This is a genomic window from Sphingomonas mollis (genome assembly GCF_016427505.1).
Lineage (GTDB): Bacteria > Pseudomonadota > Alphaproteobacteria > Sphingomonadales > Sphingomonadaceae > Sphingomonas > Sphingomonas mollis.
Genome location: NZ_JAELXS010000007.1, coordinates 52,087 through 77,762, shown reverse-complemented (window position 1 = coordinate 77,762; position 25,676 = coordinate 52,087). Strand labels below are relative to the sequence as shown.

At 65.4% G+C, this 25,676-nt stretch carries 27 protein-coding genes; 9 read left to right on the top strand and 18 right to left on the bottom strand.

Features of this window, described 5'->3' with window-relative positions:
* Positions 1–25 precede the first annotated feature (25 nt).
* Positions 26–1,894, top strand: coding sequence for an ABC-F family ATP-binding cassette domain-containing protein (locus JAO74_RS13095; protein WP_199038756.1), 1,869 nt, complete (start codon positions 26–28; stop codon positions 1,892–1,894).
* Between the two features lie 390 nt (positions 1,895–2,284).
* Here the strand turns inward: JAO74_RS13095 and JAO74_RS13090 are convergent, their stop codons facing one another.
* The 5 genes from JAO74_RS13090 to JAO74_RS13070 all read right to left on the bottom strand — a co-directional run bounded on the left by JAO74_RS13090 (position 2,285) and on the right by JAO74_RS13070 (position 5,593).
* Positions 2,285–2,647 (bottom strand): hypothetical protein, encoded by a 363-nt coding sequence (locus tag JAO74_RS13090; RefSeq protein ID WP_199038753.1) that lies wholly within the window; start codon positions 2,645–2,647, stop codon positions 2,285–2,287.
* 178 nt (positions 2,648–2,825) lie between these two features.
* Entirely contained in the window at positions 2,826–3,371 is a 546-nt protein-coding gene (locus tag JAO74_RS13085) for a hypothetical protein (RefSeq protein WP_199038750.1), read from the bottom strand.
* 308 nt (positions 3,372–3,679) lie between these two features.
* Entirely contained in the window at positions 3,680–4,741 is a 1,062-nt protein-coding gene (locus JAO74_RS13080) for an SDR family oxidoreductase (protein WP_199038747.1), read from the bottom strand.
* Between the two features lie 96 nt (positions 4,742–4,837).
* Positions 4,838–5,125 (bottom strand): DUF3297 family protein, encoded by a 288-nt coding sequence (locus tag JAO74_RS13075; protein ID WP_199038744.1) that lies wholly within the window; start codon positions 5,123–5,125, stop codon positions 4,838–4,840.
* Between the two features lie 81 nt (positions 5,126–5,206).
* On the bottom strand, positions 5,207–5,593 hold the full coding sequence (locus JAO74_RS13070) for a hypothetical protein (RefSeq protein ID WP_199038741.1): 387 nt from the start codon (positions 5,591–5,593) through the stop codon (positions 5,207–5,209).
* Positions 5,594–5,715: 122 nt separating this feature from the next.
* Between JAO74_RS13070 and JAO74_RS13065 the strand changes: the two genes are divergently transcribed.
* Complete coding sequence (locus tag JAO74_RS13065; RefSeq protein WP_199038738.1) at positions 5,716–6,111, top strand: EVE domain-containing protein; 396 nt, start codon at positions 5,716–5,718, stop codon at positions 6,109–6,111.
* Between the two features lies 1 nt (position 6,112).
* Here the strand turns inward: JAO74_RS13065 and JAO74_RS13060 are convergent, their stop codons facing one another.
* The 3 genes from JAO74_RS13060 to typA form a co-directional block, all read right to left on the bottom strand.
* Entirely contained in the window at positions 6,113–6,928 is an 816-nt protein-coding gene (locus tag JAO74_RS13060) for a shikimate 5-dehydrogenase (RefSeq protein WP_199038736.1), read from the bottom strand.
* Between the two features lie 52 nt (positions 6,929–6,980).
* Entirely contained in the window at positions 6,981–7,901 is a 921-nt protein-coding gene (locus JAO74_RS13055) for a hypothetical protein (RefSeq protein ID WP_199038733.1), read from the bottom strand.
* Positions 7,902–8,196: 295 nt separating this feature from the next.
* Positions 8,197–10,041: a translational GTPase TypA gene (gene typA, locus JAO74_RS13050; RefSeq protein ID WP_199038730.1), complete on the bottom strand. Its 1,845-nt coding sequence runs from the start codon at positions 10,039–10,041 to the stop codon at positions 8,197–8,199.
* Between the two features lie 211 nt (positions 10,042–10,252).
* On the opposite strand from typA, the gene JAO74_RS13045 reads away from it, so the two are divergent.
* The 3 genes from JAO74_RS13045 (at position 10,253) to JAO74_RS13035 (ending at position 12,940) form a co-directional block, all read left to right on the top strand.
* Complete coding sequence (locus JAO74_RS13045) at positions 10,253–10,879, top strand: PEPxxWA-CTERM sorting domain-containing protein (protein WP_233150987.1); 627 nt, start codon at positions 10,253–10,255, stop codon at positions 10,877–10,879.
* Positions 10,880–11,010: 131 nt separating this feature from the next.
* Positions 11,011–12,213, top strand: a complete 1,203-nt coding sequence (locus JAO74_RS13040; protein WP_199038727.1) for a toxic anion resistance protein — start codon at positions 11,011–11,013, stop codon at positions 12,211–12,213.
* Positions 12,214–12,217: 4 nt separating this feature from the next.
* Positions 12,218–12,940, top strand: coding sequence for a hypothetical protein (locus JAO74_RS13035; protein ID WP_199038724.1), 723 nt, complete (start codon positions 12,218–12,220; stop codon positions 12,938–12,940).
* Positions 12,941–13,035: 95 nt separating this feature from the next.
* On the opposite strand, the gene JAO74_RS13030 is transcribed toward JAO74_RS13035, so the two are convergent.
* Together JAO74_RS13030 and mgtE are read right to left on the bottom strand one after the other, a co-directional pair.
* Positions 13,036–13,440, bottom strand: a complete 405-nt coding sequence (locus tag JAO74_RS13030; protein ID WP_199038721.1) for a DUF1489 family protein — start codon at positions 13,438–13,440, stop codon at positions 13,036–13,038.
* A gap of 31 nt (positions 13,441–13,471) precedes the next feature.
* Entirely contained in the window at positions 13,472–14,875 is a 1,404-nt protein-coding gene (gene mgtE, locus JAO74_RS13025; protein ID WP_199038718.1) for a magnesium transporter, read from the bottom strand.
* Positions 14,876–14,992: 117 nt separating this feature from the next.
* Between mgtE and JAO74_RS13020 the strand changes: the two genes are divergently transcribed.
* Positions 14,993–15,448, top strand: coding sequence for a peptidylprolyl isomerase (locus JAO74_RS13020; RefSeq protein ID WP_056530570.1), 456 nt, complete (start codon positions 14,993–14,995; stop codon positions 15,446–15,448).
* A gap of 49 nt (positions 15,449–15,497) precedes the next feature.
* On the opposite strand, the gene JAO74_RS13015 is transcribed toward JAO74_RS13020, so the two are convergent.
* The 4 genes from JAO74_RS13015 to JAO74_RS13000 form a co-directional block, all read right to left on the bottom strand.
* Positions 15,498–15,740, bottom strand: coding sequence for a hypothetical protein (locus JAO74_RS13015; protein ID WP_199038715.1), 243 nt, complete (start codon positions 15,738–15,740; stop codon positions 15,498–15,500).
* 6 nt (positions 15,741–15,746) lie between these two features.
* Entirely contained in the window at positions 15,747–16,454 is a 708-nt protein-coding gene (locus JAO74_RS13010; RefSeq protein ID WP_233151006.1) for an OmpA family protein, read from the bottom strand.
* A complete protein-coding gene (locus JAO74_RS13005) occupies positions 16,454–17,017 on the bottom strand; it encodes a hypothetical protein (protein WP_199038712.1) in 564 nt (187 codons plus the stop codon). The genes JAO74_RS13010 and JAO74_RS13005 overlap by 1 nt, the downstream gene beginning before the upstream one ends.
* Positions 17,018–17,214: 197 nt before the next feature.
* Positions 17,215–18,111, bottom strand: a complete 897-nt coding sequence (locus JAO74_RS13000) for a LysR substrate-binding domain-containing protein (RefSeq protein WP_199038709.1) — start codon at positions 18,109–18,111, stop codon at positions 17,215–17,217.
* 269 nt (positions 18,112–18,380) lie between these two features.
* Here JAO74_RS13000 and JAO74_RS12995 point away from each other — a divergent pair, with 269 nt between their 5' ends.
* A complete protein-coding gene (locus JAO74_RS12995) occupies positions 18,381–20,663 on the top strand; it encodes a CDC48 family AAA ATPase (RefSeq protein WP_199038706.1) in 2,283 nt (760 codons plus the stop codon).
* A 72-nt stretch (positions 20,664–20,735) separates the two neighbouring features.
* Here JAO74_RS12995 and JAO74_RS12990 read toward each other — a convergent pair whose 3' ends face one another.
* On the bottom strand, positions 20,736–21,068 hold the full coding sequence (locus JAO74_RS12990) for an antibiotic biosynthesis monooxygenase family protein (RefSeq protein ID WP_199038703.1): 333 nt from the start codon (positions 21,066–21,068) through the stop codon (positions 20,736–20,738).
* A 17-nt stretch (positions 21,069–21,085) separates the two neighbouring features.
* Positions 21,086–21,883 (bottom strand): hypothetical protein, encoded by a 798-nt coding sequence (locus JAO74_RS12985; protein ID WP_233150986.1) that lies wholly within the window; start codon positions 21,881–21,883, stop codon positions 21,086–21,088.
* Positions 21,884–22,182: 299 nt separating this feature from the next.
* Between JAO74_RS12985 and JAO74_RS12980 the strand changes: the two genes are divergently transcribed.
* Positions 22,183–22,794: a class I SAM-dependent methyltransferase gene (locus JAO74_RS12980; RefSeq protein WP_199038697.1), complete on the top strand. Its 612-nt coding sequence runs from the start codon at positions 22,183–22,185 to the stop codon at positions 22,792–22,794.
* Positions 22,795–22,931: 137 nt separating this feature from the next.
* Here the strand turns inward: JAO74_RS12980 and JAO74_RS12975 are convergent, their stop codons facing one another.
* Complete coding sequence (locus JAO74_RS12975) at positions 22,932–23,303, bottom strand: DUF6481 family protein (protein WP_056530568.1); 372 nt, start codon at positions 23,301–23,303, stop codon at positions 22,932–22,934.
* A gap of 227 nt (positions 23,304–23,530) precedes the next feature.
* Between JAO74_RS12975 and JAO74_RS12970 the strand changes: the two genes are divergently transcribed.
* Positions 23,531–24,202 carry a spermidine synthase gene (locus JAO74_RS12970; protein ID WP_199038695.1) on the top strand — a complete coding sequence of 224 codons (672 nt, stop codon included), beginning with the start codon at positions 23,531–23,533 and terminating at the stop codon, positions 24,200–24,202.
* Between the two features lie 225 nt (positions 24,203–24,427).
* Here the strand turns inward: JAO74_RS12970 and JAO74_RS12965 are convergent, their stop codons facing one another.
* Positions 24,428–25,597, bottom strand: a complete 1,170-nt coding sequence (locus JAO74_RS12965) for a phospholipase D-like domain-containing protein (protein WP_199038693.1) — start codon at positions 25,595–25,597, stop codon at positions 24,428–24,430.
* Positions 25,598–25,676: the final 79 nt, after the last annotated feature.

Below are 25,676 nucleotides of genomic sequence, written 5' to 3'. Positions count from 1 at the left end.
GCATAAATCTGTTAGGGGCGCGCGCATGCTCAACATCAACGGCATCACCGTGCGCCTCGGCGGCCGCACGATCCTCGACGGCGCGTCGGCGGCACTCCCCCCCGGCAGTCGCGTCGGGCTGATCGGCCGCAACGGCGCCGGCAAGTCCACGATGGTCCGCGTCATCGCCGGCCTGCTCGAACCCGACGAGGGATCGGCGGAGATGCCGCGCGGCAGCCGTCTCGGCTATATCGCGCAGGAGGCACCTGCCGGTCAGGAAACGCCGTTCGACACCGTGCTCGCCGCCGATACCGAACGCGCCGCGCTGATGATCGAGAGCGAGACGTGCGAGGACCCCGACCGGCTCGGTGACGTGTACGAACGCCTGATCGCGATCGACGCCTATACCGCCCCCGCCCGCGCCGCGCAGATCCTGCTGGGTCTCGGCTTCGACGAAGAGATGCAGGCGCAACCGCTCGACAGCTTCTCGGGCGGATGGAAGATGCGGGTCGCGCTTGCCGCGCTGTTATTCTCGCAGCCCGACGTGCTGCTCCTCGACGAGCCGTCGAACCACCTCGATCTCGAAGCGGTGATGTGGCTGGAGGATTTCCTGAAATCCTATTCCGCGACGATCGTCGTCGTCAGTCACGAACGCGATTTCCTGAACAACGTCGTCGATCACATCCTCCACCTCCAGGGCGGCAAGATCACGCTCTACCCTGGCGGCTATGATGCGTTCGAGCGCCAGCGCGCCGAACGCATGGCGCAGCTGGCGGCGGCGAAGGCGAATCAGGATATTCAGCGCGCCAAGCTGCAGGATTACGTCGCCCGCAACTCCGCCCGCGCCTCCACCGCCAAACAGGCGCAAAGCCGGCAGAAGATGCTGGCGAAGATGCAGCCGATCGCCGAACTCGCCAACGATCCGTCGCTGTCGTTCGACTTTCCCGACCCTTCCGAACTGCGCCCGCCGCTCATCACGCTCGACATGGCGTCGGTCGGCTACAGCGACATCCCGATCCTCAAGCGCCTCAACATGCGCCTCGATCCCGACGACCGCGTCGCGCTGCTCGGCCGCAACGGCAACGGCAAGACCACGCTCGCCCGCCTGCTCGCCGCGCAGTTGGCGCCGATCGACGGCGAGATGAACGCGTCGGGCAAGATGAAGGTCGGCTATTTCACCCAGTATCAGGTCGAGGAACTGGACGCCGACGACACCCCGCTCGAACACATGACCCGCATCATGAAGGGGTCCAGTCCCGCCGCGGTGCGCGCGCAGCTCGGCCGGTTCGGCTTTTCGGGCGATAAGGCGATCGGCAAGGTCGGCAAGATGTCCGGCGGCGAAAAGGCGCGGCTCGCCCTCGCCCTCATCACCCGCGACGCGCCGCATCTGCTGATCCTCGACGAGCCGACCAACCACCTCGACGTCGATGCACGCGAAGCACTGGTGCAGGCGCTCAACGCCTATAGCGGCGCCGTCGTGCTGGTCAGCCACGATCGCCACATGCTCGAACTCACCGCCGACCGGCTGGTGCTGGTCGACAACGGCACCGCCAAGGAATTCGACGGCAGCCTCGACGATTATATCGCTTTCGTCCTGAAGGGCGACAAGCCCGATGGCGCCGCCCCCGGCGCCAGCAAGGCCGATCGCAAGGCCAGCAAGAAAGCCGCCACCGACGCCCGCGACCGCGAAACCGCGCTCCGCCGCACCATCCGCGACCTCGAAGCCGACACCGCCCGCCTGACGACCGAGCGCAACGCCCTCGACCGCGCGATGTTCGACCCCGCCGGCGCCGAACCACGCTTCGCCAAACTCAGCATGAGCGACCTCGGCAAACGCCGCGCCGACGTGCAGGGCAAGATCGAAGCGGTCGAGGCGAAATGGCTGGAAGCGACTGAGGCGCTGGAGACGGCGTAACAGCACTGGCCTTTCGAGCGAGATTTGGGCAAAATCACGGTCTCGCACGGGAGGCAGCAATGGAGCTATTTCGGTTACGGCTACAAGGCGCAACATGATGTGAACAGCGTGGAGGGCTTCTGGCGGATCTCAAAGGGGTCGATCCAATCAACGCACGTAGCTATCAGCTCAAGTATCCGCGCGCTATCTAGATGGGTTCACCTTTCAGGCGAACCATCGCGAGGGGTGAACAGAATGTTCTATCTTCTGGCAAAGGCGCTATGACACCACTTAAGAGAGCGTTGAACGAGTCTCCTGAGATCGTTCCAATGGCATCACGTTCGGCCTGATCTATAGAATCAGCTAACCGCCCTGTTTTCAGGGCCTCTCCCAAGATTAGCTGTTCGAGCGTTATGCGACGTCGCGCGTGTCAAAACGCAACCGGTTGGGGACAATTTGAAGAAGATCGTCCTCCTCATCAATTCGTAGTACCCGCATATCGCGTACCACTTCCCAGAACCACGTATAGCGGTCGTTGACTTCCAGCACTGCAGCTGCGCACGTCATCGCGGATGTTTTCTCGTTGCCGTAGAAAACCGAACCTTGCTGTCGTGTGAATCCGTAGCTCTCAAAAACGCGAGCGATTTTATGCCAAGCGCCATGCCGCTCCGCGGCTTCCGTGTTCAAATCATATGCGATTGCGTACACACGCCCTGCCTTCCGCGAGGGCCGATCACCTTGTCCGCGTTGCGGATAGATCGGCGTAACAGACATAGGACTCCCCTAGGAAAAGCGCCATTTGCACTACCTCCTCTAGACGGAATCATCACGATTTGCTAGCAGAAGACCGTGGCCGGAGAGCGATCTCCGGCCACGGTCGTCCACTAGCTCTATAATAAGAGCAATGGGTAGCTAAGGGGTTGCCGCCCCCGCCACCCTGCGGAATGATAGCTCATTCCTGTGGTCCTCCATATTGCGCGTCTGGCGCGATCTCTGCCTCGTCTAGCAGTTCCTCGAACTCGCTAGGCGGGGCATTCTCATGATGGACTGTGTTGTCCATATTCAATGGGTATCGCTCGCCGTGCTCGGCGCTTTTCAGCGTCCAGCCAGCCCGACCATACCCCTTAATTTTCGAACTGCGCGCCAACAAAGCAGATAGCGAGTTGACCTTGTTTTCTCCGGTGATCTCCACGTCTAGATAATCTAGCTGCGCGACCAGCTTGCGCGTGGCGACCGGATTGCTGCCGTCGCCCGGAAGGATCGATGCAACGGCATTGACGATCCTATGCCCATAAGGCCCGAACTTATCTAGTCGGTCCTTAGCGTTCCGCACGAGCCCCGCCTCTGCGGCGACTGCGTCGATAATGGCCGGCGTCGTCGACTTTGCGGGCTTTGCCAATCCGTCACGATAGACTGCGAGGAACTGGTGCACAGCTTCTAGCTTTGCCGCTAGCGCCTGCGCCTCCGCTTCCATCCTCACGATTATATCGTCGTCCATGACGAGCCCCTTACATTCCTACAATCCCTCTATGACGGACAAGAGGGGAAAGGGCAAGCATGGATGGGAGGGCCGTGTTTTCTACTTCCTTTCTTCCCATCACGATAACGGACGGGGTTCCTCTCCTCTTGTTTCAATAAAGATGGCTTATGTCGCGAACGCATTTGTGACGTCCCCTTCCTATGCCAACCCACAATGGCAAAAAGCTGGCGATGGGGTTGCGCTCCACTCGTTCCCATCACCAGCTACCGGCAAAATGGATAGTGTTCAGGCCTAACCTTGGCCTAACTTTCCGCAGCACATTACGATCAGGGAATCAACCGATCCGCACGTAACTGCCTGAAAAGACCAAAAAACGCATCATCGGTCGGCTGGTAATCCAGAAACCCCAGCCGCCGGCTCTTGCCCATGTCCGTCACCACTTCGATCGGCCGCCCCAGATCGGCATCGGTGTGCCAGGGCGACGCCAGCCGCGACAGGTCGGCCTCCGCCAGCTCCTCGCGCTCGGCGATTCCGCGCCACACGCCGGCATCGTCCGCCATCTGCTCTTCCAGCGGCTTCACGCTGCCATCGAACGGCGCCGGCTCCAGTCCGAACCACGCCGCGATCCGGCCCCACATCCAGCTCCACCGGAACACGTCGCCGTTCACGACATTGAACGCCTGATCCCGCGCCGCTGGCGTCTCCGTCGTCCACACCAGATGCCGCGCCAGTTGCCGCGCATCGGTCATGTCGGTCAGCCCGTTCCACTGCGCCGCCGACCCCGGAAAGCGGAACGGCCGCCCCACTTCGCGGCACAGCGTCGCATAGACGGCCAGCGTCGTGCCCATGTTCATCGCATTGCCCACCGCGCGACCGATGATCGTATGCGGCCGATGCACGCTCCAGCCGAAGCCGTCACGCGCCGCCGCCGCGAACACCTCGTCCTCCTGCGCGTAATAAAAGTTCTCGACATCCAGCCGCCCCTGCTCCTCGCGGAACGGCGTCTGCGGCAAAGCGCCTTTGCCGTACGCCTCGAACGGCCCCAGATAATGCTTCAGGCCGGTCACGAGCGCGACGTGCCGCACCCTTCCGGCCGGCCGCACGCCGTCCAGCAGGTTGCGCACCATCGCCGCATTGACGCGGATGTTCTCCGCCTCGGTCGCCTGCCGCGACCATGTCGCGATGAACACCGCATCCGGCTTCACCCCGGCCAGCGCCGCCGCCGTGCCGGCCGCGTCCTGCAAATCCGCCGCCACCGGCGTCACGCCATCCTGCGCCAGTGGTCGCCGCGCCAGGCCATGGACGGCCCAGCCATCCGCCACCAGTTGCGCCGCGGTCGCGCTGCCGACGATCCCGCTGGTCCCCACGACCAAAGCCGTACGTGTCATCGTTCATTCTCCGTGAATTCATCGCGACACGAACCGGGCCGCTTATGTCACGGAGTCAAACGCACCGGGCCGCAATCGGACCCGGATGGTCGTCGATCAGGCGGTGGGCTGGTCTTCCGCGCCGCCAGCCGTCTCTTCACCGGCAGCCGGCCGCTCGAACCACGCCTCGACCTCGCCGACCAGCTTCAGCGTCAGCGCCCGTCCCTTGCGGTCGACCTTCTTGCCCAGCGCGACCCGAATCCAGCCTTCGGAAATGCAATATTCCTCGACATCCTTGCGCTCGACACCCTTGAAACGGATGCCGATGCCGCGCTCCAGCAGCGGCTGGTCGAAATACGGGCTGTCGGAATTGATGGAAAGGCGATCGGGAGGCGTGTCGGTCATGCCGCGCGCTTAGCCGTGCCGATGCCGTCCGGCCACAAAAAAGCGGCGCGGGAATGGCTCCCCGCGCCGCCGGTCATGCGATCAATAGCCGTAGCCACCATATCCGTCGTAACCGCGATCATAATAGCCACGGTCGTAATAACCCGGCTCATAATACCGCTCCCGCACCACGACACGGGGCGGCGGCGAATAATAGCGTTCGCGATAGACCACCCGCGGCGGCGGCGCGTCATAGTAATAGCCGCGGTCGTAATAACGGTTGCGGTTGTTGTTCGACGCGATCGCCGCCCCGACACCCAGCCCCAGGATACCACCCAGCACCGCGCCGGCCACCGCGTCACCGCCGCCACGGTGACCGCGATAATTACGATATCCGCCCCAGCGCTGCGCTTCGGCCGGCACCGCCGCGGTCAAGACGGTCGCGGCCAGCACCGCGCCCAATCCGGCCTTCTTCAACATCCCATTCATCTCGAACCTCCGATACAGTTACGCCCGGTCCGCCAGATTCAACGCACAATGGTGCGACCGTGTTGCGATCCCTGCCCGAGTCGGGCTGAATGATCCCGGAACCGTCTGTTTAAGGAACGTTCATGCGCTGGATCGTGAAGACCGAACCCGACAGCTATTCCTTCGCCGATCTGGTCGCGGAGGGCCGGACCGAATGGACCGGCGTCCGCAACCACGCCGCCGCCAGCCACCTGCGCGCCATGGCAGTCGGCGACGATGTCCTGATCTATCACAGCGGCAAGGAAAAGGCCGCCGTCGGCACCGCCACCGTTGCCCGCGCCGCGCAACCCGATGGCGACGAAAGCTGGGTCTCCACATCCCTCGCCGCCTGCACCCCGCTGACCCATCCGGTGACGCTCGCCGCGATGAAGGCCGATCCGGCGCTCGCCGCCATGGCGATGATCCGCCAGTCCCGCCTGTCGGTTTCCCCCGTCACCGACGCGGAATGGGCCGCGATCCAACGGCTGGCGAAGAGCTGATCTACCCCCGCGCAAAAGCCTCCGCCTCGGCCACCTGCGCATCGCCAGGCCGCACCCCGGTATAGAGCACGAACTGCTCCAGCGCCTGCAACGTCGCCACCGCCGCGCCGGTGATCCGCCGCTTCCCCGCCGCCCCGGCCGCTTTCAGGAATGGCGTTTCCGCGGGGATCGCGACGACATCGAACGCCACCTCGCAAGCCGCGACCATCGCCGCCTGAAACGCCATCGCATCGGCATCGCCACCCGCCATCCCCAGCGGCGTCACGTTCACCAGCAGCGGCGCACCCTCGTCGCCCAAATCTGACTGCCAGCCAAAACCGTACAGCTCCGCCAGCGGCCGCCCCTTCGCCTCGTTGCGCGCGACGATCACCCCGTCGCGAAACCCCGCATCGCGCAGCGCCGCCGCCACCGCCTTGGCCATCCCGCCCGATCCCCGCAGCACGAACCGCGTTGCCGGATCGACCTCCGCGATCAGCGCCGCCACCGCCGCATAATCGGTGTTGTGCCCGGTCAGCACGCCGTCGTCGTTCACGATCGTGTTCACGCTGTCGATCGCCGCCGCCGACGGCGCCAGCCCGTCGAGCAAGGCGATCACATCCTCCTTGAACGGCATCGAGATCGCACACCCGCGCACCCCCAATGCCCGGATGCCGCCGATCGCACCCGCCAGATCGGTGGTCGTGAACGCCTTGTAGACGTAATCCAGCCCCGTCAGTTCATAGAGCCGGTTGTGGAACCGCGACCCGAAATTACCCGGCCGGGCGGCAAGCGACATGCACAACCGCGTATCGCGGCCAATCGGAGGTTTGCTGGTCATCTTCGGGCTATACCTGACCCGCTCGTTCCAACAAATGACGCGGCCGCCAACGTTACGCGGGAAGATAACCCGTTCTCATCAGAAAAGCGCGAAGAGAGGCAGGGAAATCCTTGAAGTGCGTGATATGTCCTTCGGGACAGCGATAATTCGTCAACGCCGACACCTGCACGTCACACGGTTCCCAAAGGTTACCGTCCGGCTCGTAATGCTGAAGCATTGCCGCCCAGGCCATCTTGAACTGCCCAGCCCGGGCAGCATCGGCGATATAGGCTGCACAGGCGCCGTTACGATAACGCGTCTTCGACAGGCAGATCGGTGCCAGCCGCGCCATATCTGTTGCGAACACGATGCGAAGGGCCGGATCGCGACTTTCGTCGACGAGCTTGCCGTCCTTGACGGTGAACAGTCTTGGCGGGCGTGGCGTGCAGGCGTTGCAGCCGAACACCGATTCGAACGATCCGTCTTCGAGCTTCAGATCGATCCTGCCGTCCCCCGACAGATCGCGCGGTGCATTCGCGATTTCGCCTTGGAGCCGCTGACCATGCGGAAGATCCATCGGCAGAACCCGGTAGCCGTTGCCACTCGGCATCACCAGTTGCGCTCTCATATCGCCGCCCGAGCCGCCATACTGACTCTCTATGATGAGTCCGGGTCGGGAGTCGCTTTCCCGAAACCGCACGACCGCTATCCGCACATAGGCACTTTGCCGATCGGTCGTTATCGATCGCGGCACTACGCCCGGCGCGCTCACCGTCACGGCGGCCTGATTGTTATAGCCCTCCCAACGGCAGCTACTGTCGCCGTCAGGTTGGGCGGGGCAGGGCAATGCCTCGACCCGCACCGACACTCCACCCGATATAAATGCCGCTGGCCTCTTCTCGAACGAGTTCCAGGTCTGGAATCTGCCGATCGGTACATCGATCGGTGCCGCGCCGATGAGGAGTCCGACGAACGCCAGCTTCAGGACGCGCATGATGCTCCACCTCGTTCGACGTGCTTGTAGAGTCAGGATGCAGCGGCTCGATCATCTCCGCAATCGGAACAAGCAGGGACATCGATCCGCGCGTATCCGGATGGCGGCCGTTACAATGCCCGCCATTATTTAACGAAAGGCGCATGCAAAAAAGGGCCGGACGTCTCCGTCCGACCCCTTTTCTTCAATCAGCCCCGTCGCGGCAAAGCCGCGCCGTCGGTCCTCGCTGTGGCGAGGCCGGCCGGGCGGGCCGCTTCGGCTCGGTGCAGCTTCGCCGCGCCTTGCCCGGCCCGCCTTACGCGGCCTGCTTCGCGCGGCTCGCCTTCTTGCGCTCGTTCGCGTCCAGATAGCGCTTGCGCAGCCGGATCGACTTCGGCGTCACCTCGACCATCTCGTCGTCGTCGATGTACGCGATCGCCTGCTCCAGCGTCGCGCGCTTCGGCGGGGTCAGGCGCACCTGATCGTCCTTGCCGCCCGAGGCGCGGAAGTTGGTCAGCGCCTTGGTCTTCATCGGGTTGACTTCGAGGTCATCGGGCTTGGCGTTCTCGCCGACGATCATGCCCTCGTACAGCGCTTCGCCGTGACCCACGAACAAGATGCCGCGTTCTTCCAGCGGACCCAGTGCGTAGTTGTTGGCTTCACCCGTGCCGTTCGAGATCAGCACGCCGTTCTTGCGGCCTTCGATCTTGCCCTTGTGGGGACCGTACTTTTCGAACAGCCGGTTCATGATGCCGGTGCCGCGCGTGTCCGACAGGAACTCGCCGTGATACCCGATCATGCCGCGCGAGGGGGCGGAGAAGGTGATGCGCGTCTTGCCGCCGGTCGACGGACGCATGTCGGTCAACTCCGCCTTGCGCAGGTTCATCTTCTCGACGACCGTGCCCGAATGCTCGTCGTCGACGTCGATGATGACGGTCTCGTACGGCTCGGTCTTCTGGCCGTTCTCGTCCTCGCCGAACAGCACGCGCGGACGCGAGATGCCCAGTTCGAAACCCTCGCGGCGCATCGTCTCGATCAGCACGCCGAGCTGCAACTCGCCGCGGCCCGCGACCTCGAAGCTGTCGCGGTCGGACGCTTCGGTCACCTTCACGGCGACGTTCGATTCGGCTTCGCGGAACAGGCGGTCGCGGATCATGCGCGACGTCACCTTGGTGCCCTCACGACCCGCCATCGGCGAATCGTTCACCGCGAACCGCATCGACAGCGTCGGCGGATCGATCGGCTGTGCGTGCAGCGCCTCGGTCACGGTGATGTCGGCGATCGTGTTGGCGACGGTCGCGACCGACAGGCCGGCCAGGCTGATGATATCGCCTGCCTTGGCCTCTTCGACGGGAACGCGGTCGAGCCCGTGGAACGACAGGATCTTCGACGCGCGGCCGGTTTCGATGATCGTGCCGTCGTCACCCAGCGCATGGATCGGCTGGTTGATCTTGATCGTGCCCGAATTGACGCGACCGGTCAGGATACGGCCCAGGAACGGATCGCGGTCGAGCAGCGTGACCAGGAACGTGAAGGGCACGCCCTCTACTTCGACCTTCGGCGCGGGAACGTGCGAAACGATCGTCTCGAACATCGGGATCAGCGTGCCTTCGCGCGCGTCCATGTCGGTCGAGGCGTAACCGTTGCGGCCCGATGCATAGAGCACCGGGAAATCGAGCTGCTCGTCATTGGCGTCCAGCGACACGAACAGGTCGAACACCTCGTCCAGCACTTCCTGGATGCGCGCGTCGCTGCGGTCGACCTTGTTGACGACGACGATCGGCTTCAGGCCCAGCGCCAGCGCCTTGCCCGTCACGAACTTCGTCTGCGGCATCGCGCCTTCCGACGAATCGACCAGCAGGACGACGCCGTCGACCATGCTCAGGATGCGCTCCACCTCGCCGCCGAAATCGGCGTGGCCGGGGGTGTCGACGATGTTGATGCGGATCGATTCGCTCGCGCCCGGCGGGGTCCAGTCGACCGACGTCGGCTTGGCGAGGATCGTGATCCCGCGCTCCTTTTCGAGGTCGTTCGAATCCATGGCGCGCTCTTCGATGCGCTGGTTGTCGCGGAACGTGCCGGACTGGCGAAAGAGCTGATCGACCAGGGTGGTTTTACCATGATCGACGTGCGCGATGATCGCCACGTTGCGGAGGCTCATGAGGAATCCTGAATGTCTGGGGCTATAATTGCGTGGGGCCATAGCCGAACTGACGCTTTTCGGGAAGGGCATCAATTTGTGCGCTGCAACGACGACCGCAAGCGACGCCGGGGATCGTTGCCGTCATGGTTAATCAGGATTAAATCCGATCTGGAGCTGTTGCCGCTCGGAAAATCCATTTCCCATGGGCTGACGCTTCGGGGAGATTGTCATGAAGACGCTCTATCTAACCACTATGATGGCCGCCATGCTGGTTGCACCGGCAGCACAGGCGGCCACGGTCGTCGATCCGACCGGCGACTTTTCGCCCGGTTATGTCGGCGCGGCCGCCGATCTCGACGTCACGTCGTTCACCGTCGACTATAACGCCGTCACCAACGTCTTCACACTGGGCGCGACCATGGCGGGCGCGATCGATGCGACGACCGCGGGGGTCTACATCATCGGCGTCAACACCGGTACCGGCACCAATGCTCCGTTCGCCGCCCTCGGCGCCCCCAATGTCCGCTTCAATCAGGTCGTCCGCGTCAACAAGGACGGCACGGCCGTGGTCGGCGCCAATCCGCTGACCGCGACGATCGCCGGCAACGCGTTTTCGCTGGCGGTGTCTGGCACGCTGTTCGCCAGCACCGGGTTCGCGGTGCAGGATTACAGTTGGAACCTCTGGCCGCGTAACGGCGTCGGCGCTGGAACCTTCGTCACCGATTTCGCGCCGGACAACGCCATGCTGACCGCCGCGGTGCCCGAACCGGCCAGTTGGGCGATGATGTTCATGGGAATGGCCGCGATCGGCATGACCCTGCGTCTGCGCCGCCGCCCGAGCATCCGTTTCGCCTGACCGAACGGGCCGGTTCCCCCGCCCATTCGGGGACCGGCCCTGCCCTTTCATGTGTATTACTTCGACATGGCACTTGTCTTCCCGTCGCCGCCCGCGCATTTTGACGACACATTTCGCAGCGGGACGGTGATATGAGCGTCGAGACGACCACGGCCGAAAAAGAACTGGTGCTGACGCCGCCCGATCCGGTGCCCACCGTCACCGCCGCCAAGGCCGCCGGCCTCGTCCCCGTGGACGACGGCAAGAAGACCGAACTGGCGTCCCGCGTCGATACCTTCGTCGCCGATCTCGTCGCGCAGGATGTGAACAGCCCCGAATTCGGCCGCCGCGTCGATGCGATCACGGCGATGGGCGCCAAGGAAATCCGCGAGGCCGCCGGCCAGTCCAACCGCTTCCTCGATCGCCCGGTAAAAGCGATGGATCAGGACACCGGCGTCGGCAAGGATCTCGCCGAACTGCGCCGCGTGGTCGAGGATCTCGATCCCGGCAAGAAGGGCAACCTGACCACCCCGCAAAAGCTGTTCGGCATCATCCCGTTCGGCAACAGGATGCGTAACTATTTCGACGGCTATAAATCGTCGCAGACGCATATCAGTTCGATCCTGAAGAGCCTCGCCAGCGGCAAGGACGAGCTGCTGATGGACAACGCCGCGATCGATACCGAACGCGCGAACCTGTGGGCGGCGATGGGTCGCCTCGAACAGATGATCCACCTGTCGCAGACGATGGACGCCAAGCTGGAAGACAAGGCCAACGACCTGGATCACACCGATCCCGCCAAGGCCAAGGCGATCCGTGAAACCGCGCTGTTCTACACCCGCCAGCGGACGCAGGACCTGCTGACCCAGATGGCGGTTACGGTGCAGGGCTATCTGGCGCTCGATCTGGTCAAGAAGAACAATGTCGAACTGGTGAAGGGCGTCGATCGCGCCTCCACCACCACCGTCGCCGCGCTCCGTACCGCCGTCACCGTGGCGCAGGCGCTGACCAACCAGAAACTGGTGCTCGAACAGATCACGCAGCTGAACACCACCACCGCCAACATCATCGATTCGACCGGCAAGCTGCTGAAGGAGAACACCGCCCGCATCCACGAACAGGCGGCCAGCGCGACGATCCCGATCGAAACGCTGCAACGCGCGTTCCAGAACATCTACGACACGATGGACGCGATCGACACGTTCAAGATGAAGGCGCTCGATTCGATGAAGACCACCGTCAACACGCTGGGCAACGAGGTCGAGAAATCGCGCGGCTATATCGCTCGCGCCGAGGGCGCCTCGCAGGGCGCGCTGAAGGGTCCATCCGACCAGTACCGATTGGAGGCGCTGTAATCGCATGAGCGAGGTCGACGACGCGATCGCCGCCGCGCGCGCTTCCTGGTCGCGCATCTCGGACACCGGCGGCCAGCCCGCCGCGCCGCGCCGCGCCATGCGGACGCGCGGTCAGGGCGCGCGCCGGATGAAGCGGATCGCGCTGGCGATGCTGGCGGTCCTCGTCGCGGCGTTCGTTGCCGGCCTGATCCTTCCGACCGGCATCGGCATCATGGGTGTATTCCTGACGCTGGTCGCGCTCGTCGGCGTCGCCGTGCTGTTCGCGGTCCTCCCCGCCGCCAGCGACCGCGCGCCCCCGCCGGAAAAGCTGAAGACCGTCGATATCAAGGCACTCCCCGCGCAGACCGAACGCTGGCTCCACGCCCAGCGGCGTCTGCTCCCCGCCCCCGCCCAACATCTGGTCGATCGCATCGGCGACCGCCTCGGCACGCTCGCCCCGCAACTCGCCCGCGTCGATGCCAACAGCGAATCGGCGCTGGAAATCCGTCGCCTCGTCGGCGAGCAACTACCGGCCTTCGTCGACGATTACGCCCGCGTCCCCGAACCCCTGCGCCGCACCGACCGCAACGGCCGCACCCCCGACGCCGCGCTGGTGGACGGCCTCTCCGTCATCGAACGCGAGATCGCCGCCATGACCGAACGACTGGCCCAAGGCGACCTCGACTCCTTGCAGACCCGCAGCCGCTATTTAGAAATGAAATACACCAGCGACGGCACGCCTACATAAAATCCTCCCCGCTTTGCGGGGAGGGGGACCGTCGGCCGCAGGCCGATGGTGGAGGGGGATCGCCCCGAGAGCTGCCGCCCGAAAGCCACCGCCCCTCAAATCAACGCCAGCTCCGCCAGCTTCCCCATCAATGCCGCCGGCATCTCGGCGATCCCGGTTCCGTCGCCACCCAGATCGACCGGCGCATCCGCTTCTTCCAGATAGCGCCAGCCCTGATGCGCGCGTTTCGGCCGTGCCTGCACCAGTACCAGTTCGGGATCGAGGTGGATCGCCACGCGCCCGCCCTCCGCCTCGCCGAACGACAGGATCGGCGACCGCGCTACCAGTTGATGCTTGATGATCCAGAACAGCGAACCTTGCCCCGTGATCTCCTCATGCCGCTTGGGCAGATAGCGCGTCGTCAGGTACATGCCGCCTTCCGCCGCGCGCATCCGCAGCCGTTCGGCCAGATGCTCGACGCTGGTCGCGCCGAACGCCACTTTGGTCAGATGAAGCGCCATGCCAGCCCATCTGGGCATGGCCGGCCCGCGATCAAGCGCCCAGCCCCGCCAGCGACGCGAGGCCGAGGAACGCGAAGAAGCCCATCGTATCGGTCAACGTCGTCACGAACACCGCCGACGACACCGCCGGATCGACACGGAACCGGTCCAGCGTCACCGGCACGACAACGCCGGCCAGCCCGGCGACAAGATTGTTGATGACCATCGCCAGCGCGATCACCAGCGACAGATCGCGGTTACCGAACACCACGAATGTCCCCACCCCGATCAGCAGGCCGAGCGACAGGCCGTTGGCCGCCGCGATCCGCAATTCGCGCACGATCATCCGCGTCGTGTTCGACGATGTCAGCTGGTTGGTCGCCAACGCACGGACGACCACCGCCAGCGTCTGCGTGCCGGCATTGCCGCCCATCCCCGACACGATCGGCATCAGCACCGCGAGCAGCGCGAACCGCGATATCGTCCCCTGGAACAGTCCGACGACCGAGGCCGCGACCATCGCCGTGCCCAGATTGACCACCAGCCACGTCAGCCGCGTCCGCACCGTGAGGCGGATCGGCTCGTTGATGTCGCCCTCGCCCGCGCCCGACAGGCGCAGCACGTCCTCGCCCGCCTCCTGCTGGATGATGTGGACGACGTCGTCGACGGTAATCATGCCGACCAGCCGCCCGCCGCCATCGGTGACGGCGGCGGAGATCAGCGCGTATTTCTGGAACCGCAGCGCAACCTCTTCCTGATCCATGTCGACCGGGATCAGCGTCTGCTCGCGCGCCATCACATCGGCCACCGGCACCCAGTGCGGCGTGCGCAGTATCCACGACAGCGCACAGGTGCCGACCGGCCTGTGCGAGGGATCGACCACGAAGATTTCCCAGAAATCCGTGGTCAGTTCCTCGTGGCCGCGCAAATAGGTGATGACGTCGCCGACGGTCCAGTGCTCCGGCACCGCGATCAGCTCGCGCTGCATCAGGCGGCCGGCGGATTCCTCCGGATAGGACAGCGCCTCCTCGATCGCGGCGCGATCGTCGGGGTCGAGCGCGCGCAGCACCGCGCGCTGCTCGTCCTCGTCCATGTCCTCGATGATCGCGACCGCGTCGTCGGTATCCAGCTCTGCGGCCAGATCGGCGATCTCATGCGGTTCGAGCGCGTCGATCAGGTCCTCGCGGACATAATCGTTCATCTCGGCGAACACGTCGGCGTCCAGCAGCGAGGCGACCGCGCGCGCCAGCGCCGCGCGCTGTTCGCCCGGCGTCAGCTCGAACAGATCGGCCAGATCGGCGGGGTGCAGCGGCTCGACCAGCGAGCGCGCTTCCTCGTCATTGCCGTCCGCCACCGCGTCCAGCACCGCCCGGATGAATTCCGGACGCAGGTGATCGTCCTCGTCCAGCTCGGTTTCGGTCTCGACCTCGATGTCGGGAAGCTCGCTGGTGCTCATCGCCGCCTCCCCTGTCGTTCGCGCCCGGTCGCCCTATCGCGATGCAGCATCATTTGCCAGTCGTCGAATGCGTACCTATCTGCCGCCGCACGGAATTATAACACAGGAGTTTCCACCATGGCCGATACCCCCGAAACGCTGACGATGACGCTCGACGGCGGCGACGTGACGATCAAGCTGCGTCCCGATCTCGCCCCCAAGCATGTCGAGCGGATCGTCGAGTTGGCGAACGACGGCTTCTACGACGGCGTCGTCTTCCACCGCGTCATCCCCGGCTTCATGGCGCAGGGCGGCGATCCCACCGGCACCGGTATGCACGGCAGCGACAAGCCGAACCTGAAGGCCGAATTTTCCGCCGAACCGCATGTCCGCGGCGTCTGCTCGATGGCGCGTACGAACCAGCCGGACACGGCGAACTCGCAGTTCTTCGTCGTATTCGACGACGCCCGCTTCCTCGACAAGCAGTACACCGTCTGGGGCCAAGTCACCGACGGCATGGAACTGATCGACGCCCTCCCCAAGGGCGAACCCCCGCGCGAGCCGGGCAAGATCGTCAAGATGCGCGCCGCCTGACGTTCCTGCCACCCGCCGCGCCTCACGCGCGCGGCGGGTGGCAGCCGTTTCAGCCGCGCCCTTTCAAAAACATCACGGTCAGCACGATACAAAACATCGCCATCGCCACCATGCGGGCGATCCACGGCACGATCAGCCACCCGCCGATCGCACCCACGGCCTTGCCGACGACGCCACCGTCGACGCCACGAGCCGATCGCGGCGACCCCGCGACGGGATAGCCGCAGCGCGGACAGGCGGGCGCCATATCCGATACGCTCTGCCGGCATTCCGGACACGCGATCAGGGCCATGTCGTCCTACTCTCCCGTTGCACCAGCGGCGGCGGGCTGGATGACGATTTCCACCCGGCGATTCCGCTGGCGGCCATCCGGATCGTCGCTGCCATCGGGCTTCGCATTGCCCGCCACGGGCTGGCGCTTGCCCAGCCCCGCCACCGTCGCATCACGACCGCCGTTGCGTTTCAGCCACGCCGCCACTGCCTGCGCCCGCCGCAACGACAGTGGATCGTTATAGGCATCGGTGCCTTTGCCATCGGTATGTCCGTTCACCTTCACGGGCGCGGCGGGATAGCTGCCCAGCAGCTCGGCCGCCTTGCGCAGCGACTGTTCGGCATCGGGCCGCAGACTGGCCTTGTCGAAATCGAACAGGATATCGGCCGGCAGGTCGATCACGATCGACCGGTCTCCCGCCTGCCGCGCATGGAGTTCGGACAGCAGGTTTTCGGTCAGGGCAAGCCGGTCGGGCGCCACCTCGGCGGCCCGGAATACCGAGGCGCGTTCCTCGGCCGGGGCGAAGCTGCTCTCCGGCCCCGCCGCCCCGCCGGCACTGTCTGTGCCGATCAGCGTCAGGCGGCTTTCCGGGGCATCGACGACGAGGCGAAAACTGCTCGTCTCGTCCTTCAGGCTGCGCGGTGCCGGGCGGCTGTCGCACCCGGCCAGCGTCAGGACACAGGCGGCGGACACCCATGCCCCCGCGCCGACACGCCGCACCATGGCGGGCCGCATCACCGTGCCGTACCGTCCAGCGGGATGACCATCGTCAACCCCGGCGAGATGATGCTGTTGCCGTCGTTATTGTCGTTTACCACCAGCTTGATCGATTTCGCATTCGGCGCCACCGCACCGAGGAACACCAGCTTGCCGTCCATCGTCTGGCCACGCGTGATGCGCAGCGACTGGTTGTCCTGTGGCGGCTTCAGCATCAGGCGATCGCCATTGGCCGCCAGCAGGTAGGTGCCGTTGCCGGCCAGTTCGAGACTGTTGGTGATCGTACCGCCATAAGACGCACTGACATCGAGCGTCGTCGCGTCGGTACCCAGTTCCACGCTCTTCACGCGCAAGGTGACACCGACCGGGGCCGCACCCTGAACGTTGACGGCGATCGTCCGCGGGTCGGCGGGAATGCTGGCGACGGGGGCGGCGGCGCTGGCTCCGACATCCCCGCCGGTCCGCGCCGGCTGTGCGGCGGCGGATTCGTTCGCGGCCGGCGGTGACGGGGAAGAGGGGGAGCAGGCCGCCGTCGTCATGGTCAGCAGGGCGATTGGCAACGTCGAACCGAACTTTCGCATCCATCCACTTCCTTTTCTGGCCACCGGAAAACCGGGAGTGAAAGTTTTGGTTCCGTAACGAACCGGCCCGGATGGGCAGGCGACGAGACGGTCAGGGAAGTCTGCGGATCGATATCGAACCATGACAGGCGTTTGGGCCGATCCGGTAGTAAAACCCGTTTGACCGTTTCCCGCGGGGCCCGATCTGGATGACGCGCTCAGCCAGCGCGATCCTTCTCCAGCAAGGCGAACAGCCAGTCGTGGAACAGCTTCACCGGCTTCGACTGCAACGCCCGTGGACGACACACGAACCAGTGGCTGTACGGACTCTCCACCTCGATCTCGGGGAACAGCCGCACCAGTCGCGGGTCGTTGGCGTGCTCGAAGTGGCTGGCATGCATGAACGCCACGCCCAGCCCCTGCGCCACCGCCTCCAGCATCAACCCGCCCGAATCGAACAGATCGACCGCCAGCGGCTTCACCGGCCCCAGCCCCGCCGCCATCGTCCATGCCTGGATCGTATCGGGCATTTCGCGGTGCAGCAGTGCGGTCAGCCCCGATAATTGTTCGGGCCGGGTGATCGGTCGCGGCCCCTCGGCCAGCGCCCGCGTGCCGATGACATAGACCGAATTCCGGTCGAACCGCTTCGCATAGAGCGACGGATCGATATCCCGCGCCAGCGCGATCACCGCGTCCAGCCCCTCGCCCAGCCGCGCGACGCCATGCCCGGCGGTGTCGATATCCAGATGCAGTTCGGGATGCGCCTTGCGCAGCGCGCCCAGATGCGGAAACAGCCGCTGCGCCGCGAACAGCGGCAGCACGCCCAGCCGCAGCCGCAACAGTTCCGACCCCGCGCTCATCGCCTCGACCGCATCGGACAACTGGTCCAGCACCGGCGCGATCTGGGTCAGCAGCCGCTCGCCGTCCTCGTTCAGCACCATCGCCTGATGCCGCCGCGCGAACAGTGGGCGCGCGATGAAGCGCTCCAGCGACTGCACACGCCGGCTCAGCGCGGGGGCGGACAGCGCCAGCTCCTCGGCCGCGGCCTTAATCGAGCCCAATCGCGCGACCTGCACGAATGCCTCGATCGATCCTAAAGGTGGCAGCCTGCGCATTGCTCTCCTCGCCGCCGGCACATACGATTGCAGTTAGCGCAACCATGAATCGTCTTTTCGCACTTGCAACATAAGCCGGCCGGCGACAAAAGAAACACGCCTTTCAGGCATCCTCTCCTAAAAACTTATTCGGGCTGGCGCATTTGTGCCGGCCCTTTTTTTGTCCGTCGTCATTTCGGCCCCATATTTGACGGCGTCCGGTCGCATGCCCCCTCGCACCACCGGAACCGGCTTCCTACTTCTCACGCTTGCCGTCCAAGAGGAAGCCCATGGCCGATACCGACATCCCTACGCGCAAGATTCAGGTGGCGAACAGCCGGCCCGAGGATTCGGGCCGTGGCCTCGCTCATCTGCCCCGCACGCTGATGGCCGCGCTCGGCATCGGCGAGGGCGACGTCATCGAGATCGTCGGCAAGCAATCCACCCCCGCCCGCGCCGTCGGCCCGTACCCGGAGGACGAGGGCCTCGACATCCTGCGCATCGACGGGCTCCAGCGCGCCAATGCCGGCGTCGGCTCCGGCGACGTGGTCGAGGTGCGCCGCGCCGAATCGAAGCCTGCGACCCGCGTCGTCTTCGCCCCCGCCCAACAGAATCTGCGCCTGCAAGGCTCGGCGAACGCGCTCAAGCGCACCTTCATCGGTCGCCCCTTCTGTCAGGGTGACGTGGTCGCGACCGCCGGGCATCAACGTGTGTCGGACATGCCGCCGACCGTGCAGCGCTTCATGAACGCGCCAGCCTATGCGTTGCAGGAAATCCGCCTCCAGGTCGTTTCTGCCAGCCCCAAGGGCGTCGTTCATATCGACGAGAATACCGAGATCGAGCTGCGCCCCGAATATGAGGAGCCGCAGGCGGCAAGGCGTGCCGACGTCACCTATGACGATATCGGCGGTATGGCCCAGACGATCGACGGCCTGCGCGAGATGGTCGAGTTGCCGCTCCGCTACCCGGAATTGTTCCAGCGCCTCGGCGTCGATCCGCCCAAGGGTGTGTTGCTCCACGGCCCGCCCGGCACCGGCAAGACCCGCCTCGCCCGCGCGGTCGCCAACGAATCGGACGCGCAGTTCTTCCTCATCAACGGTCCCGAGATCATGGGCTCCGCCTATGGCGAGTCAGAATCGCGCCTGCGCGACATCTTCGAGGAAGCGACCAAGGCCGCCCCTTCGATCGTCTTCATCGACGAGATCGACTCGATCGCGCCCAAGCGCGGCCAGGTGCAGGGCGAGGCCGAGAAACGCCTCGTCGCGCAGTTGCTGACCTTGATGGACGGCCTCGAATCACGCGCCAACATCGTCGTCATCGCCGCCACCAACCGGCCCGAGGCGATCGACGAGGCGTTGCGTCGCCCCGGCCGCTTCGACCGCGAGATCGTCGTCGGCGTGCCCGACGAGCGTGGTCGCCGCGAAATTCTTGGCATCCACACCCGCGGCATGCCGCTCGGCGATCATGTCGACCTCACCGAGCTGGCGCGCACGACCTACGGCTTCGTCGGCGCCGATCTCGCCGCGCTGGCGCGCGAAGCGGCGATCGAGGCGGTGCGCCGCATCATGCCGAAGCTGAACCTAGAAGAGCGCACCATTCCGCCCGAGGTGCTCGACACGCTGTCCGTCACCCGCGAGGATTTCCTCGGCGCGCTGAAACGCGTCCAGCCGAGTGCGATGCGCGAGGTGATGGTCGAGGCCCCGCGCGTCCGCTGGGAAGACGTCGGCGGCCTCGACGCTGCGCAGGAACGGTTGAAGGAGGGCGTCGAACTTCCCCTGAAGAACCCCGACGCGTTCCGCCGCCTGGGCATCCGCCCTGCCAAGGGCTTCCTGCTGTACGGCCCGCCCGGCACCGGCAAGACGTTGCTCGCCAAGGCGGTCGCGCGTGAGGCGCAGGCGAACTTCATCGCCACCAAATCGTCCGACCTCCTGTCGAAATGGTATGGCGAAAGCGAACAGCAGATCGCCCGCCTGTTCCAGCGCGCGCGTCAGGTCGCGCCGACGGTGATCTTCATCGACGAACTCGACAGCCTCGTCCCCGCCCGCGGGTCCGGTGCCGGCGAGCCGCAGGTGACGGAGCGGGTGGTGAACACCATCCTTGCCGAGATGGACGGGCTGGAGGAACTGCAATCGGTCGTCGTCATCGGCGCGACCAACCGGCCCAACCTCGTCGATCCGGCGCTGCTCCGGCCGGGCCGCTTCGACGAACTGGTCTATGTCGGCGTCCCCAGCGCCGCCGGCCGCCGCCGCATCCTCGATATCCAGACGGCCAAGATGCCCCTGGCGTCCGATGTCGATCTGGATGAGGTCGCGCGCCGCACCGACCGCTTCACCGGCGCCGATCTGGAGGACGTCACCCGCCGCGCCGGTCTCGCCGCGCTGCGCCGCTCGATCACCAGCACCGACGTGACGATGGCCGATTTCGAACACGCCCTCACCGATTCGCGCGCCAGCGTGACACCGGAAATGGAGCGCGACTATGAACAGATGGCCAGCCGTCTGAAACAGGACGCCGCCTCGATCCAGCCGATCGGCTTCGCGTTTCCCAGCCGGCCCGTCACACCCGAAGAGTGATCCGGGCGGGTCGCCAACATACCCTGTTCCCCGGCCTCCGCCGGGGGTTAGGATCAGGATAACAACCCACCTCTATTCTGACAGACCACCCCGCGCCCACCGATACGACCGGTCCACCCCCGCCACCGCAACCTCGTACCGCTCATACCAGTCCGCCCGCCCCGCATCGCGGATGGCGGCATGAACCGGATGCCCGCGCCACGCCACCGCCGCCGCCTCGTCCGCCCACCAACTGACGGTGATGCCGAATCCGTCCGCCCCGCGCGCGCTGTCGACGCCGCGATAGCCGGGCTGCCCGGCGGCCAGCGCCTCCATCGCCACTGCCGCCGCGCCATACGCGTCGTCGTCCCCCGCCCGCCGTTGCGAGAGGAAGACGACCGCCACCTGTCCCGTCCGATCCGTCATAGGCGGACGGCCATCCCTTATTGTTTCGTCGCCGTAAACTTCGCTGTCGATCCGTTGCGCTTGTTGTCGTTGCTGTAATCGAGCGTCCGCCCGTCCGGCCTCACCGTCACCGTCGTCACGCTCGCCACCTTGCCCTCACGCATCATCGTCGACACGAACGACGATGGGCCGGTCCGCACGAACTTCACCATCGTGTTGCCCGGATCATTGGCCATCGTCACCGCCGGCCCGCCGAACCGCGCCGTCACGCTCTCGCCGGTCGGATAGGTCATCGTCAGATTGTCGCCCTCAGTCCTGAAGGTCACCATCGTGCCCGAATCGGATACCGTCGCGCCGCTCTTGCCGCGCCAGCTACCAGAAATCGCGTGCGCCCCGGCCGGCGCCGCGGCCACGCGGGTCTGCTGCGTTTCATAGGTGACGGGCGTGCCGTTGCCGCTGCTGCTGTCCTCGCCCTTCTGGGTCACGACATTCTTGTCGGACGATACCGTCCAGACTTCGTCGCCATTGACCTTGCCGGCCTTGCGATAGGAGAACTTCACGGTCATCGGATCGATCACCGTCACCGATACGTCGTCGGTATAGGGATCGCCCTTGATCGGGTGGAAGGCACCGTCCGCTGCGATCGTCCACGGTTCGGGGCAGGACACGCAGCTATATTTGCCGGCCTTCAGCGTGCGGATCATCGGCTTGCCGCCGAACTGGGCGGTGCTGGTGTCGACCTTCCATGTCCCGTCGAATACGCTTTGCGCGGCGACGGGCGTCGCGGCACACAGAAATGCGGCAAACGGCGCCGCCATCACGAACAAGGCTTTCATCATCGTCTCCTCCTGTCGTCTACAGGGAAGCGCGCCGCGCCATGATATCGCACGGCCGTCTCCCGCCTTGGGGAAACACGACACGCCGGCAACGCGCGTTCCCGAAACGGGGACGCAAGCGGCGGTCGATCGATGATATGACGCCGCGATCAGCGCGCCAAGCGGCTGCATCGGCCCGATCCGGTACTGTCGTCCCATCGCGGGAATGAACCCGATGGCTTGCAACACGTTCGGCACTTGTGCGACGGAAGGGGGAGACCCTCGCCGTTCGTGTGGGGACCACGATCGACAGGATTTCGATGGCTAGTTCGACCTCTGCCGCCCGCCGCGTGCGCCGCCCCGCCGGGATACCGTCGCCGGCACAGATGTTTTTTCAGGGCTTCCTGAAACATCCCGTGATGGTCGGCTCCATCATTCCGTCCTCGGACAAGCTGATTCGCAAGATGCTGTCCCGAGTCGATTGGGATGCTTGCAAACTTTTCGTGGAGTACGGTCCCGGCGTCGGCACCTTCTGCCGTCCGATCCTCGAACGGATGGCACCCGATGCCACGCTGATCGCGATCGACACCAACACCGATTTCATCCGCTATCTCGATGCCACGATCGTCGATCCGCGTTTCCAGGCCGTCGAGGGATCGGCCGCCGACGTGGCGCAGATCATCGCCGATCGCGGCTTCGCCCATGCCGACTTCGTGCTGTCGGGCCTGCCCTTCTCGACGCTGCCGCCCGGCGTCGGCCCGGCGATCGCCGCCGCGACCCATGCATCGCTGCGGGTCGGCGGAGCGTTCCTGGTGTATCAGTTCAGCCCGAAGGTGAAGGACTTCCTCGATCCCCATTGGGATCGCATCGACCACGATATGGAATGGTGGAACGTTCCCCCCGCCCAGCTCTACTGGGCCTGGAAGGAATAAGCCGACGCGTCGTCATTGCGAGCGTAGCGAAGCAACCCAGTGCTCCGCGTGAGACACTGGTTTGCTTCGCTACACTCGCAATGACGGCGTTCTCAGATCGGGCGGGCGGCTATCACGGCCGACCCGACCCGCTCACATCATTTCTTGCCGGCGCGCTGCTTGCGGGCGGCATAGCGCGCATCGCGCGCCGCCTTCATCTCGGCTTCGGTTGGCATCGTCGGAATATACGGCTTTGCCGCCTCTGCCGCAGCGGCAGCCGCTTCGGCAGCGGCAGCAGCGGCCTCGGCCGCCCGCGCCTTCTTGTCGGCGATCTCCTGCTCGCGCGCCGCCTTCTTCTCGGCGCTCAGGCGCGCCTTTTCCTCTTCGCGGGCCGCAGCGGCCGCACGCCGCTCGGCCAGTTCCGCCTCGTCGACGGGCGGCTTCGCGCGCAGCTTGTCCAGCGCAGCCTGCTTGGCCTTGGCGGAGAGCGCGTTACGCTCCTGAAAACTCTGTTCCTTGAAGGCAGCCATAGAGACGAAATGATCCTGTCGTTGGTCGGGAATCGCGACACCCACCCATGGGCGCCGCTCACCATCACACGCCCGATAGGGCAAAACGCCGGTTTCTACAAAATATCCGGATTTGCAGGCGTAGCGGCACCATAACCGATCGACGGCTACCGATGGTTCCACCCCCGACCGGCCATCGGCCGACAAGGATGCTCGCCACCCGCTGCCCCCTGCTGTATCGGCCCCTGATGACACCCAGAGAATTGCTCGGCACCGCGCAGATACCCGGCGGGAACGAACTCCGCCTGTTCCGGCGCGGCGGCGACTTCATGATCGTGCTCGACCGCAACGAATTGATGAGCAGCCGGATGAGCGGATCGGAAGAGGCGCTGGCGGTCATGACCTGCGACCGCCTGCGCGGCCGCCCCGCCCCGCATCTGCTGATCGGCGGCTATGGCATGGGCTTTACCCTGCGCGCCGGCCTGGCCGCGCTCGGTCCCGATGCCCGCGTGACGGTGGCCGAACTGGTGCCGGAGATCATCGAATGGGCGCGCGGCCCGATGGCGACACTCACCGCGAACGGCCTAGACGACCGCCGCGTCGATCTGGTCGGCGGCGACGTCGCCGATGTCATCGCCGCCGGCCGCGGCCGGTACGACGCCATCCTGCTCGATGTCGACAACGGCCCCGACGGCCTCGTCCGCGTCGCCAACGACCGCCTCTATTCGATGCGCGGCCTCGCCACCGCCCGCGCCGCGCTCAAACCCGGCGGCGTCCTCGCCGTTTGGTCCGCCGGCGCCGACCCCGCCTTCACCCGCCGCCTGAACGCCGCCGGCTTCGACACCGACGAAGTGGGCGTGAAGGCCCGCAGCAACGGCAAAGGCCCCAGCCACATCATCTGGTTCGCCACGCCACGCTGAACCGTTCACGCGAAGCCGCAAAGAAGATGGTTTCGCGCAGAGGCGCGGAGGACGCAGAGCGTCAAGAACATACAGCGCTGTCCGTTCAAATGACGCCAGCGATCGCTTCAGCGACCCGCCCGGCGCGCAACCCCTCTGCGTCCTCCGCGCCTCCGCGCGAAACCATCACTTCCTGTTTCTTTTCGCGGCTTCGCGGCTTCGCGTGAATGCCAAACTCGACCGCCCCTATTCGTCGATCCCGAAATTCAGCCCCCGCGACACACTGGGATCGACCACCGCCAGCGTCAGGTACGCGCCGAACTGCTTCACCCGCTGCCACCACCCCGTCCGCGCCTTGTACACGTCCCAGGTGATCGCCTCCGACTGCGCGATCTCGCCGTCGACATACCCCCGGACATGGTCGGCAAAGGCGCCATCCTCGATCCGCAGCATCAGCTCCAGATTGATGAACAGGCTGCGCATGTCGAAATTGGCCGACCCGACATGCACCGCATCGTCGACGACATACAGCTTGGTATGCAGCTTGGTCTGGGTAAACTCGAACATCTGCACCCCCCGCCGCAACAGGCCGGCATAGGTGAAGCGCGCCGCCGCGATCGTCGCATTGTTGTCCGATTTCGCCGCCGTGACGATCCGCACCCGCTTGCTCGCCCGCCCCGCCCGCTCGATCCGGCGCAACAGCAACGGGCTCGGCGTAAAATAACCCGCGATCATATCGATGCACCGCCCCCGCGCCATGTCGTCGCGCAGCGTCCGCGCCCAGGGCGACAGCTTGCGCGTCGGCCCGCCGATCAGCCAGCGCAGCGGTCCCTCGGTTTCGCTATATTTCGCCAGCGCCTTGTTCAGCGGCCTGATCTTCGGGTTGGGATGCTCGATCGCGGTCTTCAGTTCATCGAAATAGGCCGCCATCCGCGCCGCCGCCGGTCCCTCGACCAGCAGGCCCAGATCGCGCCACGCCTGCTCGGCCGCCGTCCCGAAATAATCGTCCTCGACGTTGAAGCCGCCGATGATGATCCGCGGCGCGTCCTCCGCATCCGCCAGCGCCAGCTTCTGGTGATTGCGCAACAGATACCGCCGCCCGAACTTCGCGGCGAAGCGGCACATGTCCACCCCCGCGTCGCGCAGCGGCGTGAAGAAGTCGTCATCGGTATCGTCGCTGCCGAACCCGTCGATGATGAGCGCCACATCGACCCCGCGCCGCGCCGCCGCCATCAGCGCCTCGTTCACGCGCCGGCCCGCGCCGTCATCGGCGTAGATATAATACAGCACCCGCAGCGTCCGCCGCGCCCCCTCGATCAACGCCACCAGCGCATCCAGCCGGCGCGGTCCGGTGTCCAGCAGCGTCAGCCGGTTGCCGTCCACCGTGAACACCGGCTGTTCGGGCGGCGGTGTCATATCGGAAGACGGAGGACTTTGATTGACCGATGCCATCTTTCCATTACGCGCAGGGACGCCCGGTTGATCCATGTTCCTC

What these genes read in the sequence shown, in the direction of transcription:
- JAO74_RS13065 (WP_199038738.1), top strand. Translation starts at nt 5,716, where the DNA reads ATGCGCTGGATCGTGAAGACCGAACCCGACAGCTATTCCTTCGCCGAT.
- JAO74_RS13080 (WP_199038747.1), bottom strand. Translation starts at nt 4,741, where the DNA reads ATGACACGTACGGCTTTGGTCGTGGGGACCAGCGGGATCGTCGGCAGC.
- JAO74_RS13090 (WP_199038753.1), bottom strand. Translation starts at nt 2,647, where the DNA reads ATGTCTGTTACGCCGATCTATCCGCAACGCGGACAAGGTGATCGGCCC.
- JAO74_RS12970 (WP_199038695.1), top strand. Translation starts at nt 23,531, where the DNA reads ATGACACCCAGAGAATTGCTCGGCACCGCGCAGATACCCGGCGGGAAC.
- JAO74_RS12965 (WP_199038693.1), bottom strand. Translation starts at nt 25,597, where the DNA reads ATGACACCGCCGCCCGAACAGCCGGTGTTCACGGTGGACGGCAACCGG.
- JAO74_RS13095 (WP_199038756.1), top strand. Translation starts at nt 26, where the DNA reads ATGCTCAACATCAACGGCATCACCGTGCGCCTCGGCGGCCGCACGATC.
- JAO74_RS12985 (WP_233150986.1), bottom strand. Translation starts at nt 21,883, where the DNA reads ATGAAAGCCTTGTTCGTGATGGCGGCGCCGTTTGCCGCATTTCTGTGT.
- JAO74_RS13035 (WP_199038724.1), top strand. Translation starts at nt 12,218, where the DNA reads ATGAGCGAGGTCGACGACGCGATCGCCGCCGCGCGCGCTTCCTGGTCG.
- JAO74_RS13085 (WP_199038750.1), bottom strand. Translation starts at nt 3,371, where the DNA reads ATGGACGACGATATAATCGTGAGGATGGAAGCGGAGGCGCAGGCGCTA.
- JAO74_RS12975 (WP_056530568.1), bottom strand. Translation starts at nt 23,303, where the DNA reads ATGGCTGCCTTCAAGGAACAGAGTTTTCAGGAGCGTAACGCGCTCTCC.
- JAO74_RS13075 (WP_199038744.1), bottom strand. Translation starts at nt 5,125, where the DNA reads ATGACCGACACGCCTCCCGATCGCCTTTCCATCAATTCCGACAGCCCG.
- JAO74_RS13060 (WP_199038736.1), bottom strand. Translation starts at nt 6,928, where the DNA reads ATGACCAGCAAACCTCCGATTGGCCGCGATACGCGGTTGTGCATGTCG.
- JAO74_RS12995 (WP_199038706.1), top strand. Translation starts at nt 18,381, where the DNA reads ATGGCCGATACCGACATCCCTACGCGCAAGATTCAGGTGGCGAACAGC.
- JAO74_RS13020 (WP_056530570.1), top strand. Translation starts at nt 14,993, where the DNA reads ATGGCCGATACCCCCGAAACGCTGACGATGACGCTCGACGGCGGCGAC.
- JAO74_RS13030 (WP_199038721.1), bottom strand. Translation starts at nt 13,440, where the DNA reads ATGGCGCTTCATCTGACCAAAGTGGCGTTCGGCGCGACCAGCGTCGAG.
- mgtE (WP_199038718.1), bottom strand. Translation starts at nt 14,875, where the DNA reads ATGAGCACCAGCGAGCTTCCCGACATCGAGGTCGAGACCGAAACCGAG.
- JAO74_RS13055 (WP_199038733.1), bottom strand. Translation starts at nt 7,901, where the DNA reads ATGCGCGTCCTGAAGCTGGCGTTCGTCGGACTCCTCATCGGCGCGGCA.
- JAO74_RS13000 (WP_199038709.1), bottom strand. Translation starts at nt 18,111, where the DNA reads ATGCGCAGGCTGCCACCTTTAGGATCGATCGAGGCATTCGTGCAGGTC.
- typA (WP_199038730.1), bottom strand. Translation starts at nt 10,041, where the DNA reads ATGAGCCTCCGCAACGTGGCGATCATCGCGCACGTCGATCATGGTAAA.
- JAO74_RS13010 (WP_233151006.1), bottom strand. Translation starts at nt 16,454, where the DNA reads ATGCGGCCCGCCATGGTGCGGCGTGTCGGCGCGGGGGCATGGGTGTCC.
- JAO74_RS12990 (WP_199038703.1), bottom strand. Translation starts at nt 21,068, where the DNA reads ATGACGGATCGGACGGGACAGGTGGCGGTCGTCTTCCTCTCGCAACGG.
- JAO74_RS13015 (WP_199038715.1), bottom strand. Translation starts at nt 15,740, where the DNA reads ATGGCCCTGATCGCGTGTCCGGAATGCCGGCAGAGCGTATCGGATATG.
- JAO74_RS13070 (WP_199038741.1), bottom strand. Translation starts at nt 5,593, where the DNA reads ATGAATGGGATGTTGAAGAAGGCCGGATTGGGCGCGGTGCTGGCCGCG.
- JAO74_RS13040 (WP_199038727.1), top strand. Translation starts at nt 11,011, where the DNA reads ATGAGCGTCGAGACGACCACGGCCGAAAAAGAACTGGTGCTGACGCCG.
- JAO74_RS13045 (WP_233150987.1), top strand. Translation starts at nt 10,253, where the DNA reads ATGAAGACGCTCTATCTAACCACTATGATGGCCGCCATGCTGGTTGCA.
- JAO74_RS12980 (WP_199038697.1), top strand. Translation starts at nt 22,183, where the DNA reads ATGGCTAGTTCGACCTCTGCCGCCCGCCGCGTGCGCCGCCCCGCCGGG.
- JAO74_RS13005 (WP_199038712.1), bottom strand. Translation starts at nt 17,017, where the DNA reads ATGCGAAAGTTCGGTTCGACGTTGCCAATCGCCCTGCTGACCATGACG.